Origin of the sequence: Alteromonas sp. KUL42, from assembly GCF_006538325.1 — a bacterium.
GTDB lineage: Bacteria > Pseudomonadota > Gammaproteobacteria > Enterobacterales > Alteromonadaceae > Alteromonas.
In genome coordinates this window covers 154,660-175,808 of record NZ_BJKK01000002.1, presented here as the reverse complement: position 1 = coordinate 175,808, position 21,149 = coordinate 154,660, and the positions used below count along the sequence as shown (strand labels likewise).

Annotated in this window: 16 protein-coding genes and 2 pseudogenes; 1 reads left to right on the top strand and 17 read right to left on the bottom strand. The window is 44.0% G+C overall.

Annotated features, from left to right (window positions below):
* The first annotated feature begins 170 nt into the window (after window positions 1–170).
* Window positions 171–1,070, top strand: coding sequence for a GGDEF domain-containing protein (locus EYR97_RS03585; RefSeq protein WP_131092462.1), 900 nt, complete (start codon window positions 171–173; stop codon window positions 1,068–1,070).
* Between the two features lie 70 nt (window positions 1,071–1,140).
* Here the strand turns inward: EYR97_RS03585 and tilS are convergent, their stop codons facing one another.
* The 17 genes and pseudogenes from tilS to rpsB all read right to left on the bottom strand — a co-directional run bounded on the left by tilS (window position 1,141) and on the right by rpsB (window position 20,932).
* Window positions 1,141–2,508 (bottom strand): tRNA lysidine(34) synthetase TilS, encoded by a 1,368-nt coding sequence (gene tilS, locus EYR97_RS03580; RefSeq protein WP_242634885.1) that lies wholly within the window; start codon window positions 2,506–2,508, stop codon window positions 1,141–1,143.
* 77 nt (window positions 2,509–2,585) lie between these two features.
* Entirely contained in the window at window positions 2,586–3,542 is a 957-nt protein-coding gene (accA, locus tag EYR97_RS03575; protein ID WP_131092461.1) for an acetyl-CoA carboxylase carboxyl transferase subunit alpha, read from the bottom strand.
* Window positions 3,543–3,610: 68 nt separating this feature from the next.
* A complete protein-coding gene (dnaE, locus tag EYR97_RS03570) occupies window positions 3,611–7,075 on the bottom strand; it encodes a DNA polymerase III subunit alpha (protein ID WP_131092460.1) in 3,465 nt (1,154 codons plus the stop codon).
* Window positions 7,076–7,079: 4 nt separating this feature from the next.
* On the bottom strand, window positions 7,080–7,694 hold the full coding sequence (rnhB, locus tag EYR97_RS03565) for a ribonuclease HII (protein WP_131092459.1): 615 nt from the start codon (window positions 7,692–7,694) through the stop codon (window positions 7,080–7,082).
* Window positions 7,645–8,793, bottom strand: a complete 1,149-nt coding sequence (gene lpxB / locus EYR97_RS03560) for a lipid-A-disaccharide synthase (protein WP_131092458.1) — start codon at window positions 8,791–8,793, stop codon at window positions 7,645–7,647. The genes rnhB and lpxB overlap by 50 nt, the downstream gene beginning before the upstream one ends.
* A gap of 2 nt (window positions 8,794–8,795) precedes the next feature.
* The gene (lpxA, locus tag EYR97_RS03555; protein ID WP_131092457.1) at window positions 8,796–9,566 is read right to left on the bottom strand and encodes an acyl-ACP--UDP-N-acetylglucosamine O-acyltransferase; all 771 of its coding nucleotides are present in this window, start codon (window positions 9,564–9,566) and stop codon (window positions 8,796–8,798) included.
* Window position 9,567: 1 nt separating this feature from the next.
* Window positions 9,568–10,017, bottom strand: coding sequence for a 3-hydroxyacyl-ACP dehydratase FabZ (fabZ, locus tag EYR97_RS03550; protein WP_131092456.1), 450 nt, complete (start codon window positions 10,015–10,017; stop codon window positions 9,568–9,570).
* 278 nt (window positions 10,018–10,295) lie between these two features.
* A pseudogene (locus EYR97_RS03545) lies at window positions 10,296–10,812 on the bottom strand (OmpH family outer membrane protein).
* A gap of 58 nt (window positions 10,813–10,870) precedes the next feature.
* Window positions 10,871–13,348 (bottom strand): outer membrane protein assembly factor BamA, encoded by a 2,478-nt coding sequence (bamA, locus tag EYR97_RS03540; protein WP_131092455.1) that lies wholly within the window; start codon window positions 13,346–13,348, stop codon window positions 10,871–10,873.
* Window positions 13,349–13,408: 60 nt separating this feature from the next.
* Window positions 13,409–14,761, bottom strand: coding sequence for a sigma E protease regulator RseP (rseP, locus tag EYR97_RS03535; RefSeq protein WP_131092454.1), 1,353 nt, complete (start codon window positions 14,759–14,761; stop codon window positions 13,409–13,411).
* Window positions 14,755–15,942 (bottom strand): 1-deoxy-D-xylulose-5-phosphate reductoisomerase, encoded by a 1,188-nt coding sequence (gene ispC / locus EYR97_RS03530; protein WP_131092453.1) that lies wholly within the window; start codon window positions 15,940–15,942, stop codon window positions 14,755–14,757. Before ispC ends, rseP begins: the two co-directional genes overlap by 7 nt.
* Entirely contained in the window at window positions 15,942–16,805 is an 864-nt protein-coding gene (locus tag EYR97_RS03525) for a phosphatidate cytidylyltransferase (RefSeq protein ID WP_131092452.1), read from the bottom strand. The genes ispC and EYR97_RS03525 overlap by 1 nt, the downstream gene beginning before the upstream one ends.
* Window positions 16,806–16,859: 54 nt before the next feature.
* Window positions 16,860–17,641 (bottom strand): annotated as a pseudogene (gene uppS / locus EYR97_RS03520) (polyprenyl diphosphate synthase).
* A 9-nt stretch (window positions 17,642–17,650) separates the two neighbouring features.
* On the bottom strand, window positions 17,651–18,208 hold the full coding sequence (gene frr, locus EYR97_RS03515; RefSeq protein WP_131092451.1) for a ribosome recycling factor: 558 nt from the start codon (window positions 18,206–18,208) through the stop codon (window positions 17,651–17,653).
* A gap of 24 nt (window positions 18,209–18,232) precedes the next feature.
* A complete protein-coding gene (pyrH, locus tag EYR97_RS03510; RefSeq protein ID WP_131092450.1) occupies window positions 18,233–18,970 on the bottom strand; it encodes a UMP kinase in 738 nt (245 codons plus the stop codon).
* A gap of 235 nt (window positions 18,971–19,205) precedes the next feature.
* Window positions 19,206–20,078, bottom strand: coding sequence for a translation elongation factor Ts (gene tsf, locus EYR97_RS03505; protein WP_131092449.1), 873 nt, complete (start codon window positions 20,076–20,078; stop codon window positions 19,206–19,208).
* A gap of 122 nt (window positions 20,079–20,200) precedes the next feature.
* On the bottom strand, window positions 20,201–20,932 hold the full coding sequence (gene rpsB, locus EYR97_RS03500; RefSeq protein ID WP_131092448.1) for a 30S ribosomal protein S2: 732 nt from the start codon (window positions 20,930–20,932) through the stop codon (window positions 20,201–20,203).
* Between the last annotated feature and the right edge of the window lie 217 nt (window positions 20,933–21,149).

Sequence of the window (21,149 nt, the reverse complement as noted above, 5' to 3'; positions counted from 1 at the left end):
ACAGTTGGCATCGTCTTTGCAAATACTCAAATAACGATGCAAATTAGGCAAAAATTGCCACTGAAACCCTCTCTTTACACGTAATAGTTACGGTGAGTGGTACCAGGAATGTCAGGGCTTTGACGAATTATTCTTTGCATACCAATACACAATCGCACAGGGGTATTACCGTGGATTTCACAACATCTGTCTACGATAGCACACACAACGACAATTTTTACCCTGCAGAAAGTGCAGGCAAGTCACTTTCCATCAGTGAATTGTCAAGCTTTGTAAAACAGCTGCTCTCTACTCTTGAATTACAAGAGCTTGGGGCGCTGTATTTTCAACAGCTTAATATGCTGTTACCTGTAGTCGGTTTTAGCATATCTGACTTCGATTCTCGATGGGTTTATGGCAACGCAAAAATATCGTCAACTTTGATAGACTTACCACTACAAGGTGCTGCCTCAAGCAGTGGTGAACAAGCCCATGCTTACTATTACATTAGTTCACCACTGTCGATGTCGCAACGGGAAACCCTCTTTCAACTCCATGATTTATTTGGAAAACAAGTAAAGCACGCACTTACATTAATGCGTTTAGAGCAGATGGCAACGAAAGACGGGCTCACAGGGTTGGGTAATAGAGCTGGCTTTGAACAGTGTATCAATCGCCAATTGAGCTGGGCTCAACGTCATGGTGAAAAGTTTGCGCTATTAATAATTGACTTAGATAACTTCAAACATGTGAATGACAGCTTTGGTCACAGTGAAGGTGATAAAGTACTCATCCACGTTGCGTCACACTTAACCAACGTTTTACGTGAAGAAGACGAAGCTTTCCGTTTTGGTGGTGATGAATTTTGTTGCATTTTGGATTGCCATACACCACAGCAACTCGCTTGCGCTGCGCAGCGTATACAATTAAGTATCAACAATTCTAACTACTTAGCGAAATTAGGCGTCTCTTGCAGCTTAGGTGGTACAATATACCGTGAAGATGATTCTGCAACATCAATATTCGACCGTGCAGATATCGCGCTTTACAGTGTAAAAAATTCTGGGAAGAACAACTACAGAGCAGCTTAAAGGTAGAGGAAAAAGGTTTACTATCTATACAAACAAATAGGCGGCAATAACGTGCCGCCTATTCTTATATTTATTGGCTAAAAAATTCGACGTTTAAGCCAGTTACTCGAGGCAAAAAGTAAACAGGTTCGTTATTTAAAATCATCGCTACCGGATGCCCCTCTAGCAAAATCACTGGTACTTTTTCTCTTTCCCACAAAGGAATTCGCCAAACTTTAAACCAGTCTTTCAGCGTCTTTGAAACTTGCGCGTTTTCCGGCTTTACCTTTAGGTTTCGTACATTCGTTTTAAGTGAAATCGCATTACTTTTTGTACGCTCGATATTTTTATCGCTTTTGCTGTTTTCAATAATGGTACTACTGTCAAAACTAATCCGAATTCCACCGTCCAGCCACGGTAATTCAACCACTTCACCGTGTGGTATAACCATGCTACTTACTGGGCTACAGGTAGGCTTAATAACCCAATAGAAATCGCCGTCAAAGCGCGCTACCTTGCCCCACTTGAAACGCACTTCTGGCGTGGCATCATGCTTAGCATGAAGCATAGACAATATTTCATCGGTTTGAGATTTAGACGGGACAAGCTCGCCATTTTGCGTAAACCACGCTCTTATCACCATGGCCTGCCAAGCACTTGAAAGTTTATCTAACACACTGCCACTGAGTTGATGTGGTGAGCGCATACACGTCTTAAGATGGGTATGAGCGGTCTCGTTTACTAATTGCGTTTGCTCAGCACATAAGTTGGCACTACGCCCTACCGTTTTCGTTAGTTGAGGCCAACGAGAAAGTAACCCAGGAATTACTTCATTGCGAAGAAAGTTTCTGTCAAAGCTATTTTGTGTATTAGACTCATCCTCTACCCACTGTAGTGCTTCTTGCTGAGCAAAAGCGACTATTTCTTTCTTTTGCAGCGCCAACATGGGACGTAGCACAAGGGTTCCTTGGCGAAATTGAGATTCTCCCATACCTGATAAACCTTGCGGGCCAGCCCCTCGCTTTAGTTGCAAAAGTACGGTTTCCAATTGATCTTCAGCGTGTTGACCAAGGAGCAGTGCCCCATCAACCTGTTGGGTGACTTCAAGTAACGCCTTATAACGCACCTTGCGCGCTTCGGCTTCAATACTTTTTCTGGCACTTTGGTCAACCTGTACCTTGAACAAATGAAAATCAATGTCATACAACCTGCATTGCAACTCACAATGGCGCGCCCAAGCATCGGCATTAGCACTTAGACCATGATGGACATGTACCGCATGTATAGGGCAATGGAAGTGCTCTCGAAAAATGCTTACAGCGTGAAGAAGTACGGAGGAATCAACGCCACCGCTGTATGCTACAACAAGTGGCGTCTTTCTAGACAAGTTGGCATCGCTGAGGGAACGGGCAAGGCACTGTACAATATGGTCACTCACCGACATTGTTTGACTTGCCACGTATCAACTTACCTTCATAAATTTTTTAGGAGCTTTTTACTTAGGTTGCACTTAACCAACATTATTAAGCAATACTATCAGCAATAACCGAATGACATTAGACGCTGATAGCGTTCTTCCATGAGTTTGGTTTTGTCGAGTTCTTTAAGTTGGTTTAGTTGCTGCTTGATAACCGCTTTTAAGTTAGCCGCCATGCCATTGTGGTCGCGATGCGCACCGCCTAGTGGTTCTTCAACAATACTATTAATCAGCCCAAGTTCTTTAATTTGTGGAGCACTTACACCCATAGCTTCTGCCGCTAATGGTGCTTTTTCTGCACTTTTCCACAAAATTGACGCACAGCCTTCTGGCGATATGACAGAGTAAGTTGAATATTGAAGCATGTTAACGCGATCGCCAACACCAATTGCCAACGCGCCACCAGAACCACCTTCACCAATAACGGTACAAACAATAGGTACAGTCAACTCGGCCATTTCAAATAAGTTCTTTGCAATGGCTTCACTTTGCCCACGCTCTTCCGCGCCAACGCCAGGATAAGCTCCCGGTGTGTCGATGAACGTAATAATGGGAAGGTTGAATCGTTCTGCCATTTTCATCAAACGCAACGCTTTGCGGTAGCCTTCAGGTTTAGGCATGCCGAAATTACGTTTGATTTTTTCGTTGGTATCACGTCCTTTTTGATGACCAATAACCATAACCGGCTGGTCGTCTAGCAATGCAGGACCACCCACAATCGCTTTGTCATCAGCAAAAGCGCGATCGCCAGCCAGCTCGTCAAATTCAGTAAAAATACGTGGAATATAATCCAACGTGTAAGGACGCATTGGGTGACGAGCAAGTTGAGATACCTGCCACGCACCTAAGTCAGAAAAAATCTTCTTGGTTAACTCGCCACTTTTTCCGCGTAGCTTGTTAATTTCTTCTTCAATGCCTACATCAAATTCGCCACCTTGATTGACCAACCTAAGCTCTTCAATTTTTGCTTCTAGTTCGGCTATTGGCTGCTCAAAGTCCAAAAACTGTATACTCATTTCATGTCCTATTCTTACTACGCTCGTCTTTGCAAACGCGAAATGTCCAATCTATCGAACTCTACCCTTTAATGATAGAGAATTGAAACGGCTTTATCTCCCAAACACTGTTTGAGGTCGTGCAAAAGTTGATCTTCAGGAGTGACATACCACCTCGCCCCGCACGCTAATGTAGCTTCCGCATCGGGATGGGTCACAACTAACTGAACTGGACAACTTCCACCATTAAAAGCCTGCAAGATAGATTGCATTTGACTCATTTTCTTTGATTCGAGCAGCTGGGTATCAATATTAAGTGCCAGCGCTCTCGCATTTTTCTCTCGTGCCTGAACAATGTCCATTACATCACGGGCGGTGATTGTATTGCCCCCAGAGAAATCATCAAAGCTGACCTGTCCCTTTATGAGCAATATTCTGTCATTTTCAAGCACACTTTCGAACTGTTCGTACATATCTGGGAAAAATCGCACGTCTATTCTGGCACTCTTATCGTCCAGTGTCACTATTGCCCAACGACGCCCACGCTTGTTGGTCATTACTCGAACCCCAAGTACCAACCCAACAGCATTAGCCATTTGATCCTTACCCGTTGGTTTTAAGTCAACCAGTCGACCATCGGTATAATGACGAAGCTCATCGGCATATTGATTAATGGGATGCCCTGTAAGATACAAACCAAGCGTATCTTTTTCGCCTTCCAACCACACTTTTTCCGGCCACTGAGGCACATCAGCAAATGCTTGTTCTACTTCTTCAGGCTCGGTTGTCAATAGCCCGAACATATCAGATTGACCAAATGACTCTGCTTTTGCGTGTTGCCCTGCGGCGGCTAAGGCTTCTGGCAATGTTGCCATAAGCGTTGCGCGATGCGGACCTAAATTATCCATTGCACCAGCGAGAACTAACTTCTCTAGTACTCTTTTATTTACCCGTTTAATATCTATCTTAGCGCAAAAGTCGAATAAGTCTTTGAACTGACCTTGGGTTTCACGGGCTTCGATGATGGCCTCAATTGGTCCTTCACCCACCCCTTTAATAGCACCGATGCCGTAAACTATGCGCCCTTCACTATCAACGGTGAACTTGTATTTACCAGCATTCAAATCTGGAGGAAGGATCTCAATACCCATGCGGTCGCATTCATCCACCAAGGTCACTATTTTATCGGTGTTGTCCATATCCGCCGACATTACCGCAGCCATAAATTCGGCTGGGTAATGCACTTTAAGCCACAGTGTTTGATAAGACACCAATGCATAGGCTGCTGAGTGAGATTTGTTAAACCCGTAACCAGCGAATTTTTCCACCAAGTCGAAAATTTTCATCGCCAAGTCAGGGTCTATGTTATTCCCTTTGGCACCATCGGCAAAAGTACCGCGCTGCTTGGCCATCTCTTCAGGCTTTTTCTTACCCATTGCACGGCGAAGTAAGTCAGCACCACCGAGTGAATAGCCCGCCATTTCTTGGGCTATCTGCATTACCTGTTCTTGGTACAAAATAATGCCATAGGTTGGTTCTAGAATTTCTTTAAGACATTCGTGTTGGTATTCTGCATCAGGGTAAGATATTTCTTCTCGTCCGTGCTTTCGGTCAATAAAGTTATCTACCATGCCCGACTGCAGTGGACCTGGACGGAAAAGCGCTACCAATGCGATGATGTCTTCAAAACAGTCTGGCTTAAGGCGCTTTATCAGCTCCTTCATACCGCGGGATTCTAGCTGGAATACTGCCGTAGTTTCTGCATTTTGTAATGTCTTAAAGCTTTTACCGTCTTCAAGAGGAATGGCACTAATATCAACATCGATATTTTTACCTTCCTTGATCATGTCAATCGCCCACTGAATAATGGTCAGCGTGCGAAGCCCCAAGAAGTCGAACTTAACCAAGCCTGCCGTTTCTACATCGTTTTTATCGAATTGGGTAACAGGGTTTTTACCTTCATCATCGCAATACAGTGGCGAGAAGTCAGTAATAGACGTGGGAGCAATTACCACACCACCAGCATGCTTACCGGCGTTACGCGTCACCCCTTCAAGTATGCGCGCCATGTCAATGAGATCTTTAACCTCTTCATCACTGTCGTATACTTCGGGTAATTGCGGTTCGGCTTTAAATGCTTTTTCTAGCGTCATGCCAGGGTCAGGTGGAATAAGCTTCGAAATTCTATCGACAAAACCATAAGGGTGACCAAGAACACGCCCTACATCTCGTACAACCGCTTTCGCCGCCATAGTACCAAAGGTGATAATTTGCGATACCGCCTGACGACCGTATAGCTCTGCAACGTGGTCAATTACCTCATCTCGTCTATCCATACAGAAGTCGACGTCAAAATCGGGCATGGATACACGTTCTGGGTTTAAGAATCGTTCGAAAAGCAGATCAAACTCTAGCGGATCCAAATCGGTGATCTTAAGCGCGTAAGCAACTAGCGAGCCCGCACCGGAACCACGACCAGGTCCAACAGGAATACCGTTGTCCTTACTCCACTGGATGAACTCCATTACGATAAGAAAGTAACCTGGGAACCCCATCTGGTTAATAACTTCAAGTTCAATCCGTAAACGGTCATCGTATTCAGGGCGCTTTTCTTGGCGCACTTGCTCGTCGGGAAAAAGGAATACCAGACGCTCTTCTAATCCCTCTTGTGACACTTTAACGAGGAAGTCTTCAGTGGTCATTCCCCCTGTGGGAAATTGAGGTAAAAAGTATTCGTGCAAACGTACCGTGACATTACAACGCTTGGCAATTTCAACGGTGTTTTCTATGGCCTCGGGAATATCGCTAAACAACTCAACCATTTCTTCTGCCGTGCGAAGATACTGCTGATCACTGTAACGTTTTGGCCGACGATTATCGTCTAAGGTGTAGCCATCGTGGATACACACGCGAATTTCATGTGCATCGAAGCCTTCTTGACTGATGAAACACACCTCGTTAGTCGCTACAACTGGCAACTCGTGTTGTTCAGCTAAATTGACTGCGAGATGAAGATAGTCTTCTTCACCTTGTCTGCCAGTACGAATTAATTCAAGATAAAAACGGTCAGGAAAATGTGCTTTATAAAATGCTAATGCACTGTCTAGAATTTTGGCGTTATTTTTCATTAGACCAACGCCGATATCCCCATGCTGAGCACCAGACAGTACAATAACGCCTTCACTGTGCTCTGCTAGCCACGCTTGATCTATAACTGCTCGGTGAGACAAGTGCCCACGAAGATACGCCTTAGATATAAGAATAGTAATATTCTTATATCCTTCATTATTCATAGCCAGTAAGGTCAATCGAAAAGGTTCATCACCAAATATCTCATTGGTCACCCAAAAATCGGTACCAATGATGGGCTTTATTCCTAAGTTATGTGCTTCAGAATAAAACTTTACCAAACCACACATATTCATTTGGTCGGTTATGGCTACCGCTGGCATGCCTAAATCAGCGACCTTTCCTAAAATGGGCTTGACCTTATTTAGGCCGTCCATCATTGAGAAGTCACTGTGTACACGTAAATGAATAAAGGGCGATGACATGATGTTATTTCTCTTCAAGTAACGCTTTAACCGGTTTGAAACTCTTACGATAGCAATCTAACACACCAAATTCAGCGATGGCTTCAAAATGTGCTTTCGTTGGATAACCTTTATGTGCGGCAAAATTGTATTGCGGATAGGCTTCATGTAGAACAAGCATATCATTGTCACGCTCTACTTTGGCAATGATAGATGCAGCGGAAATCTCAGCATGTAAGCTATCGCCTTTTACCACAGCTTCTGCAGCGAAGTTCCATGCAGGAAGACGATTACCATCGACACGCACAAAATCAGGCGTCACCGCCAAACCTTCCACTGCACGCGTCATGGCTAACATAGTTGCGTGTAATATATTGAGCTTATCTATTTCTTCAGGGGTGGCTCGTCCAATATGCCAATAAAGTGCTTTCTCTTTGATTTCTTGAGAGAGGGCTTCGCGCTTTTTCTCGCTGAGTTTTTTAGAGTCTGTTAGACCTTCTATGGGATTGGCAGGGTCAAGAATAACCGCAGCAGTAACAACATCACCCACCAATGGGCCGCGACCTACTTCATCTACACCAGCAATTAACTTATACAAACAATTCCTCCACGACGGCTTTTGCAGCTGTTTTATCAGCATTGCATTTTAGCGTATGGTGGAGGTCGGTGAAACGGGAAATAAGGGCAGAATTGTCACTTTCGAAGAAGTTAAGCAGTTTATTGCTCATATTCTCTGCATTAACGTCGTCTTGCAGCAGCTCAGGAATAATGGCTTCGTTTGCCAATAGATTCGGCAATGTGAAGAATGGTGCTTTATAGATACGCTGCATTATTTTATAGGTTATTGGGGCAAGTTTATACGCGGCCACCATTGGGCGCTTACACAACATAGCTTCAAGCGTCGCTGTGCCCGACGCCAGTAAAATGACATCACTGGCAATCATGGCTTCCCTCGCCGTTCCTTGTGTAATTTTTATGGGTAAACGCGAAGCAGCATCGTCAAATGCCTTCAACTTTTCCTGAATTTGAAGAAAGCGATGTTCATTCGCAGCAGGGATAACAAAAACAATATCCTGCCGTTTCTTGTGGATGGCTTCTATGGTTTTTAAAAATACAGGCAACAGTGCTTCTACTTCACCTCGCCTTGAACCCGGTAGTACCGCAAGTACAGGTGTATCGGCACTAAGCCCAAGGGACGTTCTGGCCGCCAGCTGGTCTGGTTCAAAATCGATGGCATCTGCCATGGTATGGCCAACAAAAGTGTAAGGCACTTGATACTTGTCGTACACCTGCTGTTCAAAAGGAAATAGCCCCAAAACGCGATTGGTGGCTTTGGCGATTTTATGAATTCGTTTTTCACGCCAAGCCCAAACCGTTGGGCTGACATAATGAATCGTTTTAATCCCTTTAGCTTTTAGTGCTTTTTCAACACGTAAGTTAAAGTCAGGCGCATCAATACCAACAAAGATATCCGGAGGGTTTTGTTCGAAATGCGCTAATAGCTGTTTTTTAACTTTTAAAATTGCCGGCAGATGGGAGAGAACTTCAACCAATCCCATCACCGATAAGGTTTCCATATCGAACAAACTATGAAAACCATTTTCTTGCATATGAGGCCCGCCAATACCTTCGATGATAGCATCGGGGTATTGGCGCTTTAACTCTGCAACCATTCCAGCAGCAAGTACATCACCAGAGGGCTCTCCGGCAACCATGCCGATACGTAATGGTTTAGTCATAGTTAACGAATAATGCCCCTTTCAGCCGTTTTCAGGAAGGTCAACATACGCTCAACACCTGCGTACTCTTCAGCGGGCTCTTTCAGTTTTTCCATGGCTTCATCTAAGGTATTACCTTCACGGTAAATAGCTTTATACGCGCGCTTTATCGCCATGACTTCAGCTTTTTCAAACCCACGTCGCTTCAGGCCTTCAGAGTTAATACCTTGTGGTATATTTTTCTGACCGCTAACCATCACAAAGGGAGGCACATCGCGCAAAATAATGCCACCAGCACCGAGGAACGCATGAGCACCTACTTTGCAAAATTGGTGGATACCCACAGCACCACCTACAATAACAAAGTCATCAATATGCACATGCCCGGCCACCGCAACATTGTTTGCAATGATGATGTCATCACCTAATACACAGTCGTGAGCAATATGTGCATTGGCCATAAACAAACAACGAGAACCTATAATGGTTATGCTTTTGTCCTGTACTGTGCCTCGGTGAACGGTTACACCTTCTCTGAATTCGTTATCATCACCAATGACTAATTCAGTAGGCTCGCCTGCATATTTCTTGTCTTGGCAATCTTCTCCAATAGAAGAAAATTGATAAAATTTGTTGTTTCTGCCGATACGCGTTGGTCCGCGTACCACCACATGTGATTTCAGTACACAGCCATCACCTATTGTGACGTTATCATCGACCATACAAAATGGCCCAATAGTAACGTTTTCACCAATGGTTGCTGTTTCAGAAATTACCGCAGTAGGATGGATCACGTTATGCTATCTCTCTCATCGCACACATAAATTCTGCACTGCAAGCTATATCGCCATCGACACTCGCAGTACCTGCAAACTTCCAAATCCCTCTGCGTTCTTTCACTAAGGCAACATCAAACTCTAGACGATCACCTGGCACAACAGGGCGCTTAAAGCGCGCGTTATCTATCCCTGCATAGAGGTATAGTTTATCGCTATTTCCCATTGTTTTAAAACCTAAAACACCCGCAGCTTGCGCCATTGCTTCAAGAATTAACACACCAGGGAAAATTGGCTGTCCGGGAAAGTGCCCAGTGAAACACGGCTCATTTATGGTAACGTTTTTGTAGGCCTTTATAGACTCGCCTAGGACATAATCAGTTACGCGATCAACCAATAGGAACGGATACCTATGTGGAAGTAGATCCATGATTTCTTGAATTTCGATGGTATTAAGTGAATTGGTCAAAAACTTTCTCCTGTATACAAGCATGACCTACAACTGGTTTATAACAAACCAAATAGAGTGTATGCACATCGCCGCTATGCTCAGCGCTTTTTCTAACAATCTCTAATCGGTTTGAATGGTCAAACTCACCGTAAAAAAACAAACGGCGGCAACCATACGCTGTTAAGCGCAAAAAACAAATCAGACCAACACCTTTAGGAGTTGGCCTGATAGATATTTACTGCACTACCTTCAAGGGCAGCGTTAACTCCTTGAAGATGTTAACACCGAGCAGTGAATTAGTTAGTTTTGCTAACTTGTTCTAGTACTTTCTCAGAAAGGTCGTGTTCTTCGTTAGCAAATGCAACTGCACCTGCATTAAGCACTAAGTCATAACCTTGTTTTGCAGCAACCGCATCGATAGATTGCTTAATTAAGCCTAGTAACTTATTGCGTTCTTCATTGCTGCGACGTTGAATATTCTGCTGAAGCGGCTGGCCTTTTTGTGCCAATTGTTCGCGCACTGTTAAGATTTTTTGTTCTAGTTCTTTCTTTTCAGCATCGCTCATGGTCGCTGCATCGCGTTGTAAACGCTCTGCATAAAATTGACCATCACGCTGCAATTGATTCACTTCTTCAATTTGATCTTTAAACTCAGCTTGAATTGAGTTTTGAATTTCAGCAGCTTGTGGCATTGCTTGGAAAATACCTTGAACATCAACAACTGCGATTTTTTAGCTCAGCCATTACTGACGTACTAACTAGAGCACTACCTAACATTGCACCAGCAACGATATGTTTAACCATCTGTTTCAAAAGGAACTCCTTTTTTGCATCTTATATTAGGCGAGAAATGCTCTGCCTACTTTTATATTTAGAATGTTTGACCGATATTAAATGTGAAGAATCTCGCATCGTCACCATCGCGTTGCTGTATCGCTTTCGAGAAGCTAAATACCATCGGTCCCATCGGTGATACCCACTGAACCGATATACCAGCCGAGCTACGATACAGGCTCCAATCAGAATAGTCCAATAGCTCGCCGCGTTGTGTTGGCGCTAAGTTAAACTGACGATATCGATCATAATCGAACTCAGTATCCCATACGTTACCCACATCCACAAACAAACTTGTGCGAACGGAGTTATCCATTTCTTCCTCTACAAACGGCGTAGGAACTATTAGCTCAATACCGCCTAACGCCATCGCGTTTCCGCCTAAGCTACGATTTGACCATGATAAATTCGCATTTTCAGGGTCAACTGGATATTGTTCGCCATCCGGCCCAACTATGGCTCCTGTATTACTTAAGAAAATACCACGAGGACCAACCGTATTATTCTCAAAACCTCTGAGTGAGTCAGAACCACCAGCCGTGAAGTTTTCAGTAAACGGCAGGATTTGCTCATTACCGTTGATATCACCGTAACCGTTACCATACCCTAAACGCATACGTGCTAAGAATGACCAACGCTGGTTGCGCGACAATGGGAAGTACCACTTGCCATCGAAAACAGTCTTGAAGTAGTTAACATCTGAGTTTGGTGTAGTAATACTAAATGACGCGCGTTGTGATGAGCCTGCCGTGGGGAACAAGCCTCGGTTTAATGTACTTCTACTCCAACTTACACTGGCCAAGTAGCTGTCATATTTGATGGCAGCATCAGGGTCGTCACCATTGGTAAACTGATTATAAAACTGTTCTGTTTGCTCGTAATAGCCACGGTTATATAACTCAACATTACTGTACGTTAAACCAAAATTAATTCGGTTAAACTCATTAATGGGGTAACCAATGTTGGCACCTAATGACCATCTCTTTGAGTTGTACTGAATAACGTTAAAATCAGAGCCGTCAAATTCACTATAACCTACGGTTCCACCCAAACTGATACCATCGATAGTAAAATATGGGTCGTTATAAGAGATTTGCGCCGAGCGCTGATACGAAACAGTACTTAAGTTAAGCCCTACACGTTTACCTGTACCCAAGAAGTTATCTTGTTGTATACCGGCCTGTAGGCTGAGCTTAGTTCTATCACCATAACCAATACCCGCATTAAATGACCCTGAAGGCTGCTCTTTAACATTAAAGTTAACGTCAACTTTGTCTTCAGAACCAGGAATACGTACGGTCTCGAACTCAACTTCTTCCATATATGTTAAGCGAGATAGTTGGTTCTTTGACGATTCTAAATGGCCATTAGATAACCAAGTACCTTCCATCTGGCTGACGTTTTGACGCAATACGCTATCTGCAGTTACCACGTTACCATTGAACTTAATTCGGTTAACGTAGATACGTTTACCTGGATCCACTGACAACGTCAGCTTAACCGTCTTATCTTCATCATTGATGTCAGGTACCGTGGTAACCGTGGGGTAGGCATAACCAAATCTACCGAGATATTTACTAATAAACTCTTCGGTATAGGTTACTTCTGCTTGGTTATACAACTCACCTGAGGTTAGCGGTAATACAGCATTAATATATTCTTCGTGACCTAGTACATCACCGACAAGCTCAACATCAGAAATGGTGTATTGTTCACCTTCACTGACGTTCATCGCAATGTAGATACCTGATTTTTCCGGTGTCATTGATACTTGCGTTGAGTCAACATTGAAACGCAGGTAACCGCGGTCTAAATAGAAATTACGCAACGTTTCCATATCGCCTTGCAACGTTTGTTGCTGATAGCGAGTTTCAGATAAGAAATCCCACCAAGGCGTATCAAACTGAAGTTCAAAAGCTTCCATTAACTCTTCGTCAGAAAATATATTGTTTCCAACAATGTTAATTTGCTCGATCTCCGCTGCATCACCTTCTTCAAAAAGAAGTTTTAGATCAACGCGGTTACGTGGCAGTGGAGTAATAATAGCGGTAACATCAGCATTGTATTTACCAATACTGTAGAAGAAATCTTTTAGGCCATTTTCAATAGAAGTAAGTACGGTCTTATCGAGTGGCTCACCAATTCTTACACCATTGCCATCCAAGCTATCCTGTAGTTGTTCATCTTTTATATCATCATTGCCTTCGAAAATGATATTACTGATTGTTGGACGCTCTGCCACTCTTACTACTAGTGTGTTACCGTCGCGAAGAATTTCTACATTTTCAAAGTGAGTAGACGAGTAAAGCGAACGAATTAGCTGTGTTACCCTGAATGTATTTAGCTCATCACCAACTTGTACAGGCAAATAAGTTAACGCTGCACCTAATGCAACACGCTGAAGACCTTCTACTCGAATATCTTCTACAACAAACTCACTGTCTTGTACCGCAGCGTTGGCAAAGCTAGCACTGGAAAGTATGGCTCCGGCTGCTACTAACTGTTTAAACTTCATCTATTTTTCTTTTCCTAGCCGCGTTTTTTATATTAGCTGTTCTGTACTACCTGATTTTCATCAGGCTATGCGCGCAATATCGTTGAATATGGCAATACCCATGATCGTAAACAAAAGCACGCCGCCTATTCTGTATCCCCATTCCTGCACCACTTCGGGTACAGGTTTGCCTGTAAGCCATTCAACTGTATAAAACATGAGATGACCACCATCAAGCATGGGCAAGGGTAATAAATTAATAATGCCTAAATTTACGCTTATTAAGGCAAGAAAACTCAAGAAATAGGCAAGTCCATAACCTGCACTTGTTCCTGCACCTTGAGCAATTGAAATCGGGCCGCTTAAATTCTTCACCGATACATCACCAGTGATTAGCTTACCGATCATCTCTATACTTAATGTCATAAGACGCCACGTTTTATCTAGCGCCTTTCCAATAGCCTCAATAATGCCATATTGGTGGGTAAACACGTACCCCTCTGGCCATGGTTCAAACGTTGGGCTGACCCCCAAATACCCACTTTGCCCTTGTGGTGTATCTCGGCGCGCTATCGTGGCATGTAGTGTCTGTCGTTGTCCATCCCTTTCTATTTCAAGCGTGATGCTTTCTCCAGGTTTATCAACAATTTCATCTACTAAAGCATTCCACGAAGACAACGTTTCGCCATTAAGTGCTATTAGCGTATCACCAGGTTGTAACCCAGCTTGTTGTGCTGCACTCCCCTCTCCTACAAAGCCAACCTGTAAAGTTGGGTCAGGTCTAAACGGAGTAAGTCCCAAGCTGCTTAATGGAGACTCGCTATCTGGGTCAAAGTTCCAAGAATTGAGTGTAAATGTCAGTTCTTTTTGAACACCGGCTGCATTTATCACCGTAATGGCAGCAGTATCAGTTCCTATATTTGAAACAAGCTCTAAGTTTACCGCTTCCCAATCGGGTGTACTACGCGCACCTATCTTAACAATTTCATCACCACTTTCTACCCCAGCAAGCGAAGCAATGCTATTAGGCTCCACGTCTTTAATCACGGGCTTGACGGTTTCCAGGCCAACTAAATACATCAGCCAAAGTGCGAAAAATGCAAAGATGAAGTTCACCCCAGGACCAGCAGCGATTACCGCCATACGCTGTAAAACGGGTTTATTGTTAAACGCTTTATCTGCTAATTCAGGCGGTACATTATCGACGCGTTCATCAAGCATACGCACATAACCGCCAAGAGGAATCATTGCAATGACATACTCAGTGCCTGATTGACTTGTTTTACGCCATATTGGCTTTCCAAATCCAATAGAAAACCGTTCAACTTGTACGCCACACCTGCGGGCAACATAAAAGTGTCCCCATTCGTGTACCGCAACTAAAATGCCAAGAGCTAAGATAAAAGCCCCTAAACTCCAAAAAAAGGCTAACACAAGAATTTACCTCGAATAATGTCAGTAGCTTTTGCTCTGGCTAAGCTATCTTGCTCTAATATTTGCTGAATAGAATTTACTGTCACCGAAGGCAAAGCGTTTAATACTGCCTCATTGACTAGAGCAATATCATTGAATTGAATACGACCATCTAAAAAGTGTTCGACCGCAATTTCATTTGCAGCATTTAGCCTCGTTGTTGCACACTGCCCGTCTTTACATGCATCAATTGCAAGCTTCAGATTGGGGTATCGGGTAAAGCAGGGTGTTTGAAAACTAAAGTTGACTATATCAGAGAAGTTGAGTGGTGAGACACCAGCGTCAATGCGCTGAGGATGTGCAAGGCCATATGCTATCGGCGTGCGCATGTCCGGGTTGCCCATTTGTGCAATCACTGAGCCATCAATGTATTGAACCATTGAATGAATAATACTCTGTGGGTGTACAACCACTTCGATATCGCCTGCCTTTGCACCAAATAACCAACATGCTTCAATGAACTCTAGCCCTTTATTCATCATTGTGGCGGAATCTATAGTTATTTTCCTACCCATCGACCAATTAGGGTGAGTACTCGCCTCATCAATAGTAATTGATGAAAAAGTGCTTAAGTCACGTTCTCTAAATGGCCCACCAGAGCCAGTCAGTAGAATCTTATGTATGCCGGAAGACGCTAAGTCACCATACACGAAGTCTTGGGGTAAACACTGGAAAATCGCGTTATGCTCACTGTCTATAGGTAAAATCTTCGCACCGCTTTGATTTGCAGCATCTATGAACAGTGCTCCGGACATTACCAAGGCTTCTTTGTTCGCCAATAATACCCGCTTACCCGCCTTTACCGCTGCCAATGTAGGAAGCAAACCGGCAGCGCCAACAATGGCGGCCATGACAGCATCAACCTCAGGTGCGCTTGCTACATCTTGTAACGCTTGCGAGCCACACAACACTTCGGCATCAACTTTATATTGCTGAGCTAATTCACAGGCCTTTTCATATAGCGCTTCATCAGCAACCACCACATAACGAGGTGCATACTGTTGCGCTTGCTCCATCAGCAACTCAAGTTGGCCGTAGCCAGTAATGGCGAACAAACGGTATTTTTCTGGATGACGTCCGATAACATCAAGGGTGTTGCAACCAATCGACCCAGTTGCCCCAAGCACAGTAACTGTCTGCATTATGCCATCCACGTTACATAACAAAATGCAAAAATGGGGAATGCCGCCGTAAGACTATCGATACGGTCAAGCACACCGCCGTGGCCGGGAAGGATCTTCCCACTGTCTTTAATACCTGCACAGCGTTTTAGCATACTTTCATTAAGGTCACCCAACGCAGATACCGCAACAGTAATTCCGCCGATGGTTAAATGTAACCAAATACGGGAAGGCTCCACTTGATAATGCAATGCGGCAAACGCAATGATGGCGAAAGACGCAGCAACTCCGCCAAGTAAACCTTCTAAGCTTTTACCTGGGGAAACGTTTGGACGCAGCTTGTGACGGCCAAATTTAACACCGACAAAGAAAGCACCAATGTCTGCCGCCCACACAATACCCAAAACATAGAAAATGAGCGACGCGCCATAAAAGGGATCTACGTCATGAAGACTTGTGCGAAGGGCAATAACTGCAACCCAAGTGGGGATAAGTGTAAGCGCTCCAAATATTGTACGAACAACTTTGCTATCTCGCCAAAACTTGGTGTACTTAGGGTATGCAAGCACCATAAAAAGTGAGGCAATCCACCAAAATACTGAGACAGTAAGAATAGCTCGATACAAGCCGTGGAGTTGCCCTTGATACCAGATCATCGAGGTATCAACAATAAATGAAAGCAAGATACAAATTAAAAAGGCGCCGGCCAAATACATTAATTTCTTAGGTCTTTCACTGACCCCAGACATATTGGCCCATTCATAAGCACCAATACCGACGACACCCGAAATAGCAATTTCGAACCAAAAAATGGGTAAAAATAGAATGGCATAAAGCGCTAAAGGCGCCAAAATTAATGCAGTTATTATTCGTTGTTTTAGCATAGTTTGCCCTTGGCGTTTTTTACCAGGACAAACCTGATAATGGCCTGCATGGTATTAACCCTCAGCACTCACAATCTGCTCACCAGTAAGACCAAATCGTCGCTGGCGAACGTTAAAGTCGTCCACGGCTAATTGAAACACCTCTTCATTGAAGTCTGGCCATAAGACGTCAGTGAAATACAGCTCGGCATAAGCACACTGCCACAGCAAAAAGTTACTGATACGGTGCTCACCACCCGTGCGTATTAGTAGGTCAAGTTCAGGTAAGTTAGCTGTTGATACAAAGCGGCCAAAAGCATCTTCGTCGATATCCTTTGTGTTGATGTCGCCACTTTTAACTTGCTCTGCAAGTTGCTTTGCCGCATTGACGATATCCCATCGGCCACCGTAATTCGCAGCAATATTTAACACTAAGTCTTGATTGTCCTTGGTCATCTCTTCAGCTTTTCGAATTTTTTCAACAAGCTTATCGTCAAATCCATTAACATCCCCAATAACCTGAAGCCTCACGCCATTTTTATGCATGCGCTTAGCTTCGCTATTGAGTACAAGATTAAACAGTTCCATCAATACACTGACTTCTTCTTCTGGCCGTTTCCAGTTCTCACTGGAAAAAGCGAATAACGTCAGCGACTCAATACCATTTTGACGAGCGAAACGCACGACGGAACGCACTGATTCAACACCGGCTTTGTGCCCGAACGTGCGGATTTTCCCTTTTTTTGTGCCCAGCGACCGTTACCGTCCATAATAATGGCAACATGCTTAGGGCCAACTACACTCGCTGGCCCTGTCACGTCTATCGATTCAGCTGTGCTTAACCGCTTTCCAATCATAATACTGACTTATACTTCCATGAGTTCTTTTTCTTTGTCAGCAAGCATGCTGTCAACTTTCTTTATAAAGTCATTAGTAATTGACTGAATATTTTCTTCTGCTGCGCGACTTTCGTCTTCGCTGATTTCCTTTTCTTTCAGCAGATCTTTTACATCACCATTAGCGTCACGGCGAATGTTGCGAATCGCTACTCGGCCGCCTTCTGCTTCATTGCGCACTACGCGAATGAGGTCTTTACGACGCTCTTCTGTAAGCGGTGGAAGTGGAATTCGAATTGATCCTCCTGCGCTCATTGGGTTAAGGCCTAAATCAGATTGCATGATGGCTTTTTCTACCGCTTGGATAGCACTTTTATCAAACACAGTTAGTGCAAGTGTGCGACTGTCTTCTGCGACAACGTTTGCAACCTGCTTTAGTGGCGTATCTACACCGTAGTAGGGAACCATGATGCCATCAAGTAGGCTTGGGTGCGCTCGACCTGTTCGAATTTTGCTAAATTGACCTTTCAATGCAATGAGGCTTTTTTCCATGCGCTCTTGCGCATCTAATTCAATTTCATCAATCACGATTTGTATCCTATATTTCTTGATTTATTTACTGTCCGCGTGGCGGATCACCGTACCTTCTTTCTCACCCATCACTACACGCTTTAAGCAGCCAGGCTTATTCATATTGAAAACACGGATTGGGAGACTGTGGTCACGAGCAAGTGTGAACGCAGACAAGTCCATCACTTTTAGTTCTTTTTCTAGTACTTCTTGATATGACAGTTCGTCGTATAGCTCTGCATCAGGGTTTTTCACCGGATCATCGCTGTAGACGCCATCAACTTTAGTTGCCTTTAGAACGGCATCGGCTTCAATTTCAATACCGCGTAAACACGCTGCAGAATCTGTGGTAAAAAAGGGATTGCCCGTACCGGCTGAGAAAATAACAACTCGACCAGACTTGAGCAAGCTTATTGCTTCGGCCCAATTGTATGCATCGCACACACCATTTAGCGGAATGGCTGACATCATACGCGCGTTAACAAAAGCGCGGTGTAATGCGTCACGCATTGCCAAGCCATTCATAACCGTTGCCAACATTCCCATATGATCACCTACTACGCGGTTCATACCAGCTTTTGCTAGCCCTTCACCACGAAACAGATTACCACCACCAATAACAAGACCCACTTGTACGCCTAACTCAACCAGTTCTTTGATTTCCTGTGCCATTCTGTCAAGCACTTTGGGGTCGATACCAAAGCCTTCTTCACCCATCAAGGCTTCACCACTTAGCTTTAATAAAATGCGTCGGTATGCTGATTTTGGTGTGATACTCATAGTTTGAAATGTCCTCGTAAACGCGTTTTGCCCTATACTTTTTGATTTATCGCATCAGCGCAAAAAACATAGGGCAACCCGCTTTGATCTGTTTTCAGTAACGCTATAACCGCTTAGCTTCACACTAACGCAGTGTAATGGCAACAATAAAGACCTTCAGCTATAAAAAAGCACCTCCAGGGAGGTGCTTGGTAGTTTATCTAACTATTGCTAAATGCAAAAGATAAACGGTCAATTATTTCTTAGCTGCAGCCATTTGCGCTGCCACTTCAGCGGCAAAGTCTTCAGTCTTCTTCTCGATACCTTCACCTACTTCGAAACGAACGAAGTTGATTACGTCTGCGCTGTTGTTCTTAAGAAGTTCAGCAACAGAAATTGAAGGATCTTTAACGAAAGGCTGACCAGTTAAGCTCACTTCACCAGTGAACTTCTTCATACGGCCTGCAACCATTTTCTCAGCGATATCAGCTGGCTTACCAGACTGGATAGCGATTTCGATTTGGATTTCTTTCTCTTTCTCAACAACTTCAGCTGGAACATTTTCCGGCTTAACGAACTGAGGACTTGCAGCAGCAACGTGCATTGCAACGTCTTTTGCTAACTCTTCAGTACCGCCAGTTAGAATTGAGATAACACCAATACGGCCGCCGTGAATGTAAGCGCCTAGTGTGTCGCCTTCAACGTTGATAACGCGACGAGGAGAGATGTTCTCACCGATTTTCGCAACTAGTGCATCACGCGCTTCGCTAACTTTAACGCCGTTCATGTCTGCGTCGTTAAGTGCTTCGATGTCGTTGATGTTGTTAGCTGCTGCAACTTCCAACAGCTCGTTACCGAACTTAAGGAAACCTTCGTCACGTGCAACAAAGTCAGTTTCACAGTTTAGTTCAAGCATAGTCGCACGACCCGCTTCAACTTTAGTTAGGATAACACCTTCAGCTGCAATACGGCCTGCTTTTTTAGCCGCTTTTGCTTGGCCTGATTTACGCATGTTTTCAATGGCTAGTTCAATGTCACCATCCGTTTCAACCAGGGCTTTTTTACAATCCAGCATACCTGCGCCAGTACGCTCGCGCAGTTCTTTAACTAGTGCTGCAGTCACTGCCATTTTTCAATTCCTCAGCATTAAATTTTAAATTCGTTAGGTAAAAGGGGCGATGCCGCCCCTCTCAATACGTTTCGTATTATTACACTGTCATATTATCGTGTTATGACAATGTGCATTCAGAATTACTCTGCTGCTTCTACGAAGTCGTCTTGCTCAGCTTGTACTTCAAGGTTGCTTTCGCGACCTGAGTTAATAGCGTTTGCAGCTGCATCCAAATATAGTTGGATAGCGCGGATAGCATCGTCGTTACCAGGGATGATGTAATCAACACCGTCTGGGTTAGAGTTAGTATCAACAACGCCAACAACAGGGATACCTAGGTTGCGCGCTTCAGTAATCGCGATGTGCTCGTGATCTGCGTCGATAACAAAGATTGCGTCTGGTAGACCGCCCATATCTTTGATACCGCCAAGGCTATTTTCAAGCTTGTCCATTTCACGCTGAAGCATTAGCGCTTCTTTTTTGGTCAACTTTTCAAACGTACCGTCTTGGCTTTGTTGCTCAAGTTCTTTAAGGCGCTTGATTGACTGACGTACTGTTTTCCAGTTAGTTAGCATACCACCTAACCAACGCTTGTTTACGTAGTACTGGTCACACTTAAGTGCAGCTTCTTTAATAGCTTCGCCAGCGGCGCGCTTAGTACCAACGAAAAGGATTTTACCTTTCTTAGACGCAACACCTGAAAGGTAGTTAAGAGCGTTATTGAAAAGTGGAACCGTTTTTTCAAGGTTGATGATATGAACTCGGTTACGCGCACCAAAGATGTAAGGTTTCATCTTAGGGTTCCAGTAACGAGTTTGGTGACCGAAATGCACACCTGCTTTCAGCATGTCACGCATAGAAACATTAGCCATTTAATTTTCCTCTTGGGGTTAGGCCTCCATATACCCCTTGTATCGATTCAACTAACGTTAACTGCCAGCTGAACACCCCGATACGAAGTGTCGGTATATGTGTGTTTTAATTAAATAAATTTACCCTCTGTAACGGTGTACTCCACATGTGGAAAATACAGCTTTCCGTCAGGGCGCGCGCTTTATACCATAACTGTGATGTAGTCTCAAGTTTTAA

Excerpts from the sequence above, each read along its gene's own strand:
- accA (WP_131092461.1), bottom strand. The coding sequence starts at position 3,542 with ATGAGTATACAGTTTTTGGACTTTGAGCAGCCAATAGCCGAACTAGAA.
- dnaE (WP_131092460.1), bottom strand. The coding sequence starts at position 7,075 with ATGTCATCGCCCTTTATTCATTTACGTGTACACAGTGACTTCTCAATG.
- rnhB (WP_131092459.1), bottom strand. The coding sequence starts at position 7,694 with ATGCTGATAAAACAGCTGCAAAAGCCGTCGTGGAGGAATTGTTTGTAT.
- lpxB (WP_131092458.1), bottom strand. The coding sequence starts at position 8,793 with ATGACTAAACCATTACGTATCGGCATGGTTGCCGGAGAGCCCTCTGGT.
- bamA (WP_131092455.1), bottom strand. The coding sequence starts at position 13,348 with ATGAAGTTTAAACAGTTAGTAGCAGCCGGAGCCATACTTTCCAGTGCT.
- ispC (WP_131092453.1), bottom strand. The coding sequence starts at position 15,942 with ATGCAGACAGTTACTGTGCTTGGGGCAACTGGGTCGATTGGTTGCAAC.
- EYR97_RS03525 (WP_131092452.1), bottom strand. The coding sequence starts at position 16,805 with ATGCTAAAACAACGAATAATAACTGCATTAATTTTGGCGCCTTTAGCG.
- pyrH (WP_131092450.1), bottom strand. The coding sequence starts at position 18,970 with ATGAGTATCACACCAAAATCAGCATACCGACGCATTTTATTAAAGCTA.
- tsf (WP_131092449.1), bottom strand. The coding sequence starts at position 20,078 with ATGGCAGTGACTGCAGCACTAGTTAAAGAACTGCGCGAGCGTACTGGC.
- rpsB (WP_131092448.1), bottom strand. The coding sequence starts at position 20,932 with ATGGCTAATGTTTCTATGCGTGACATGCTGAAAGCAGGTGTGCATTTC.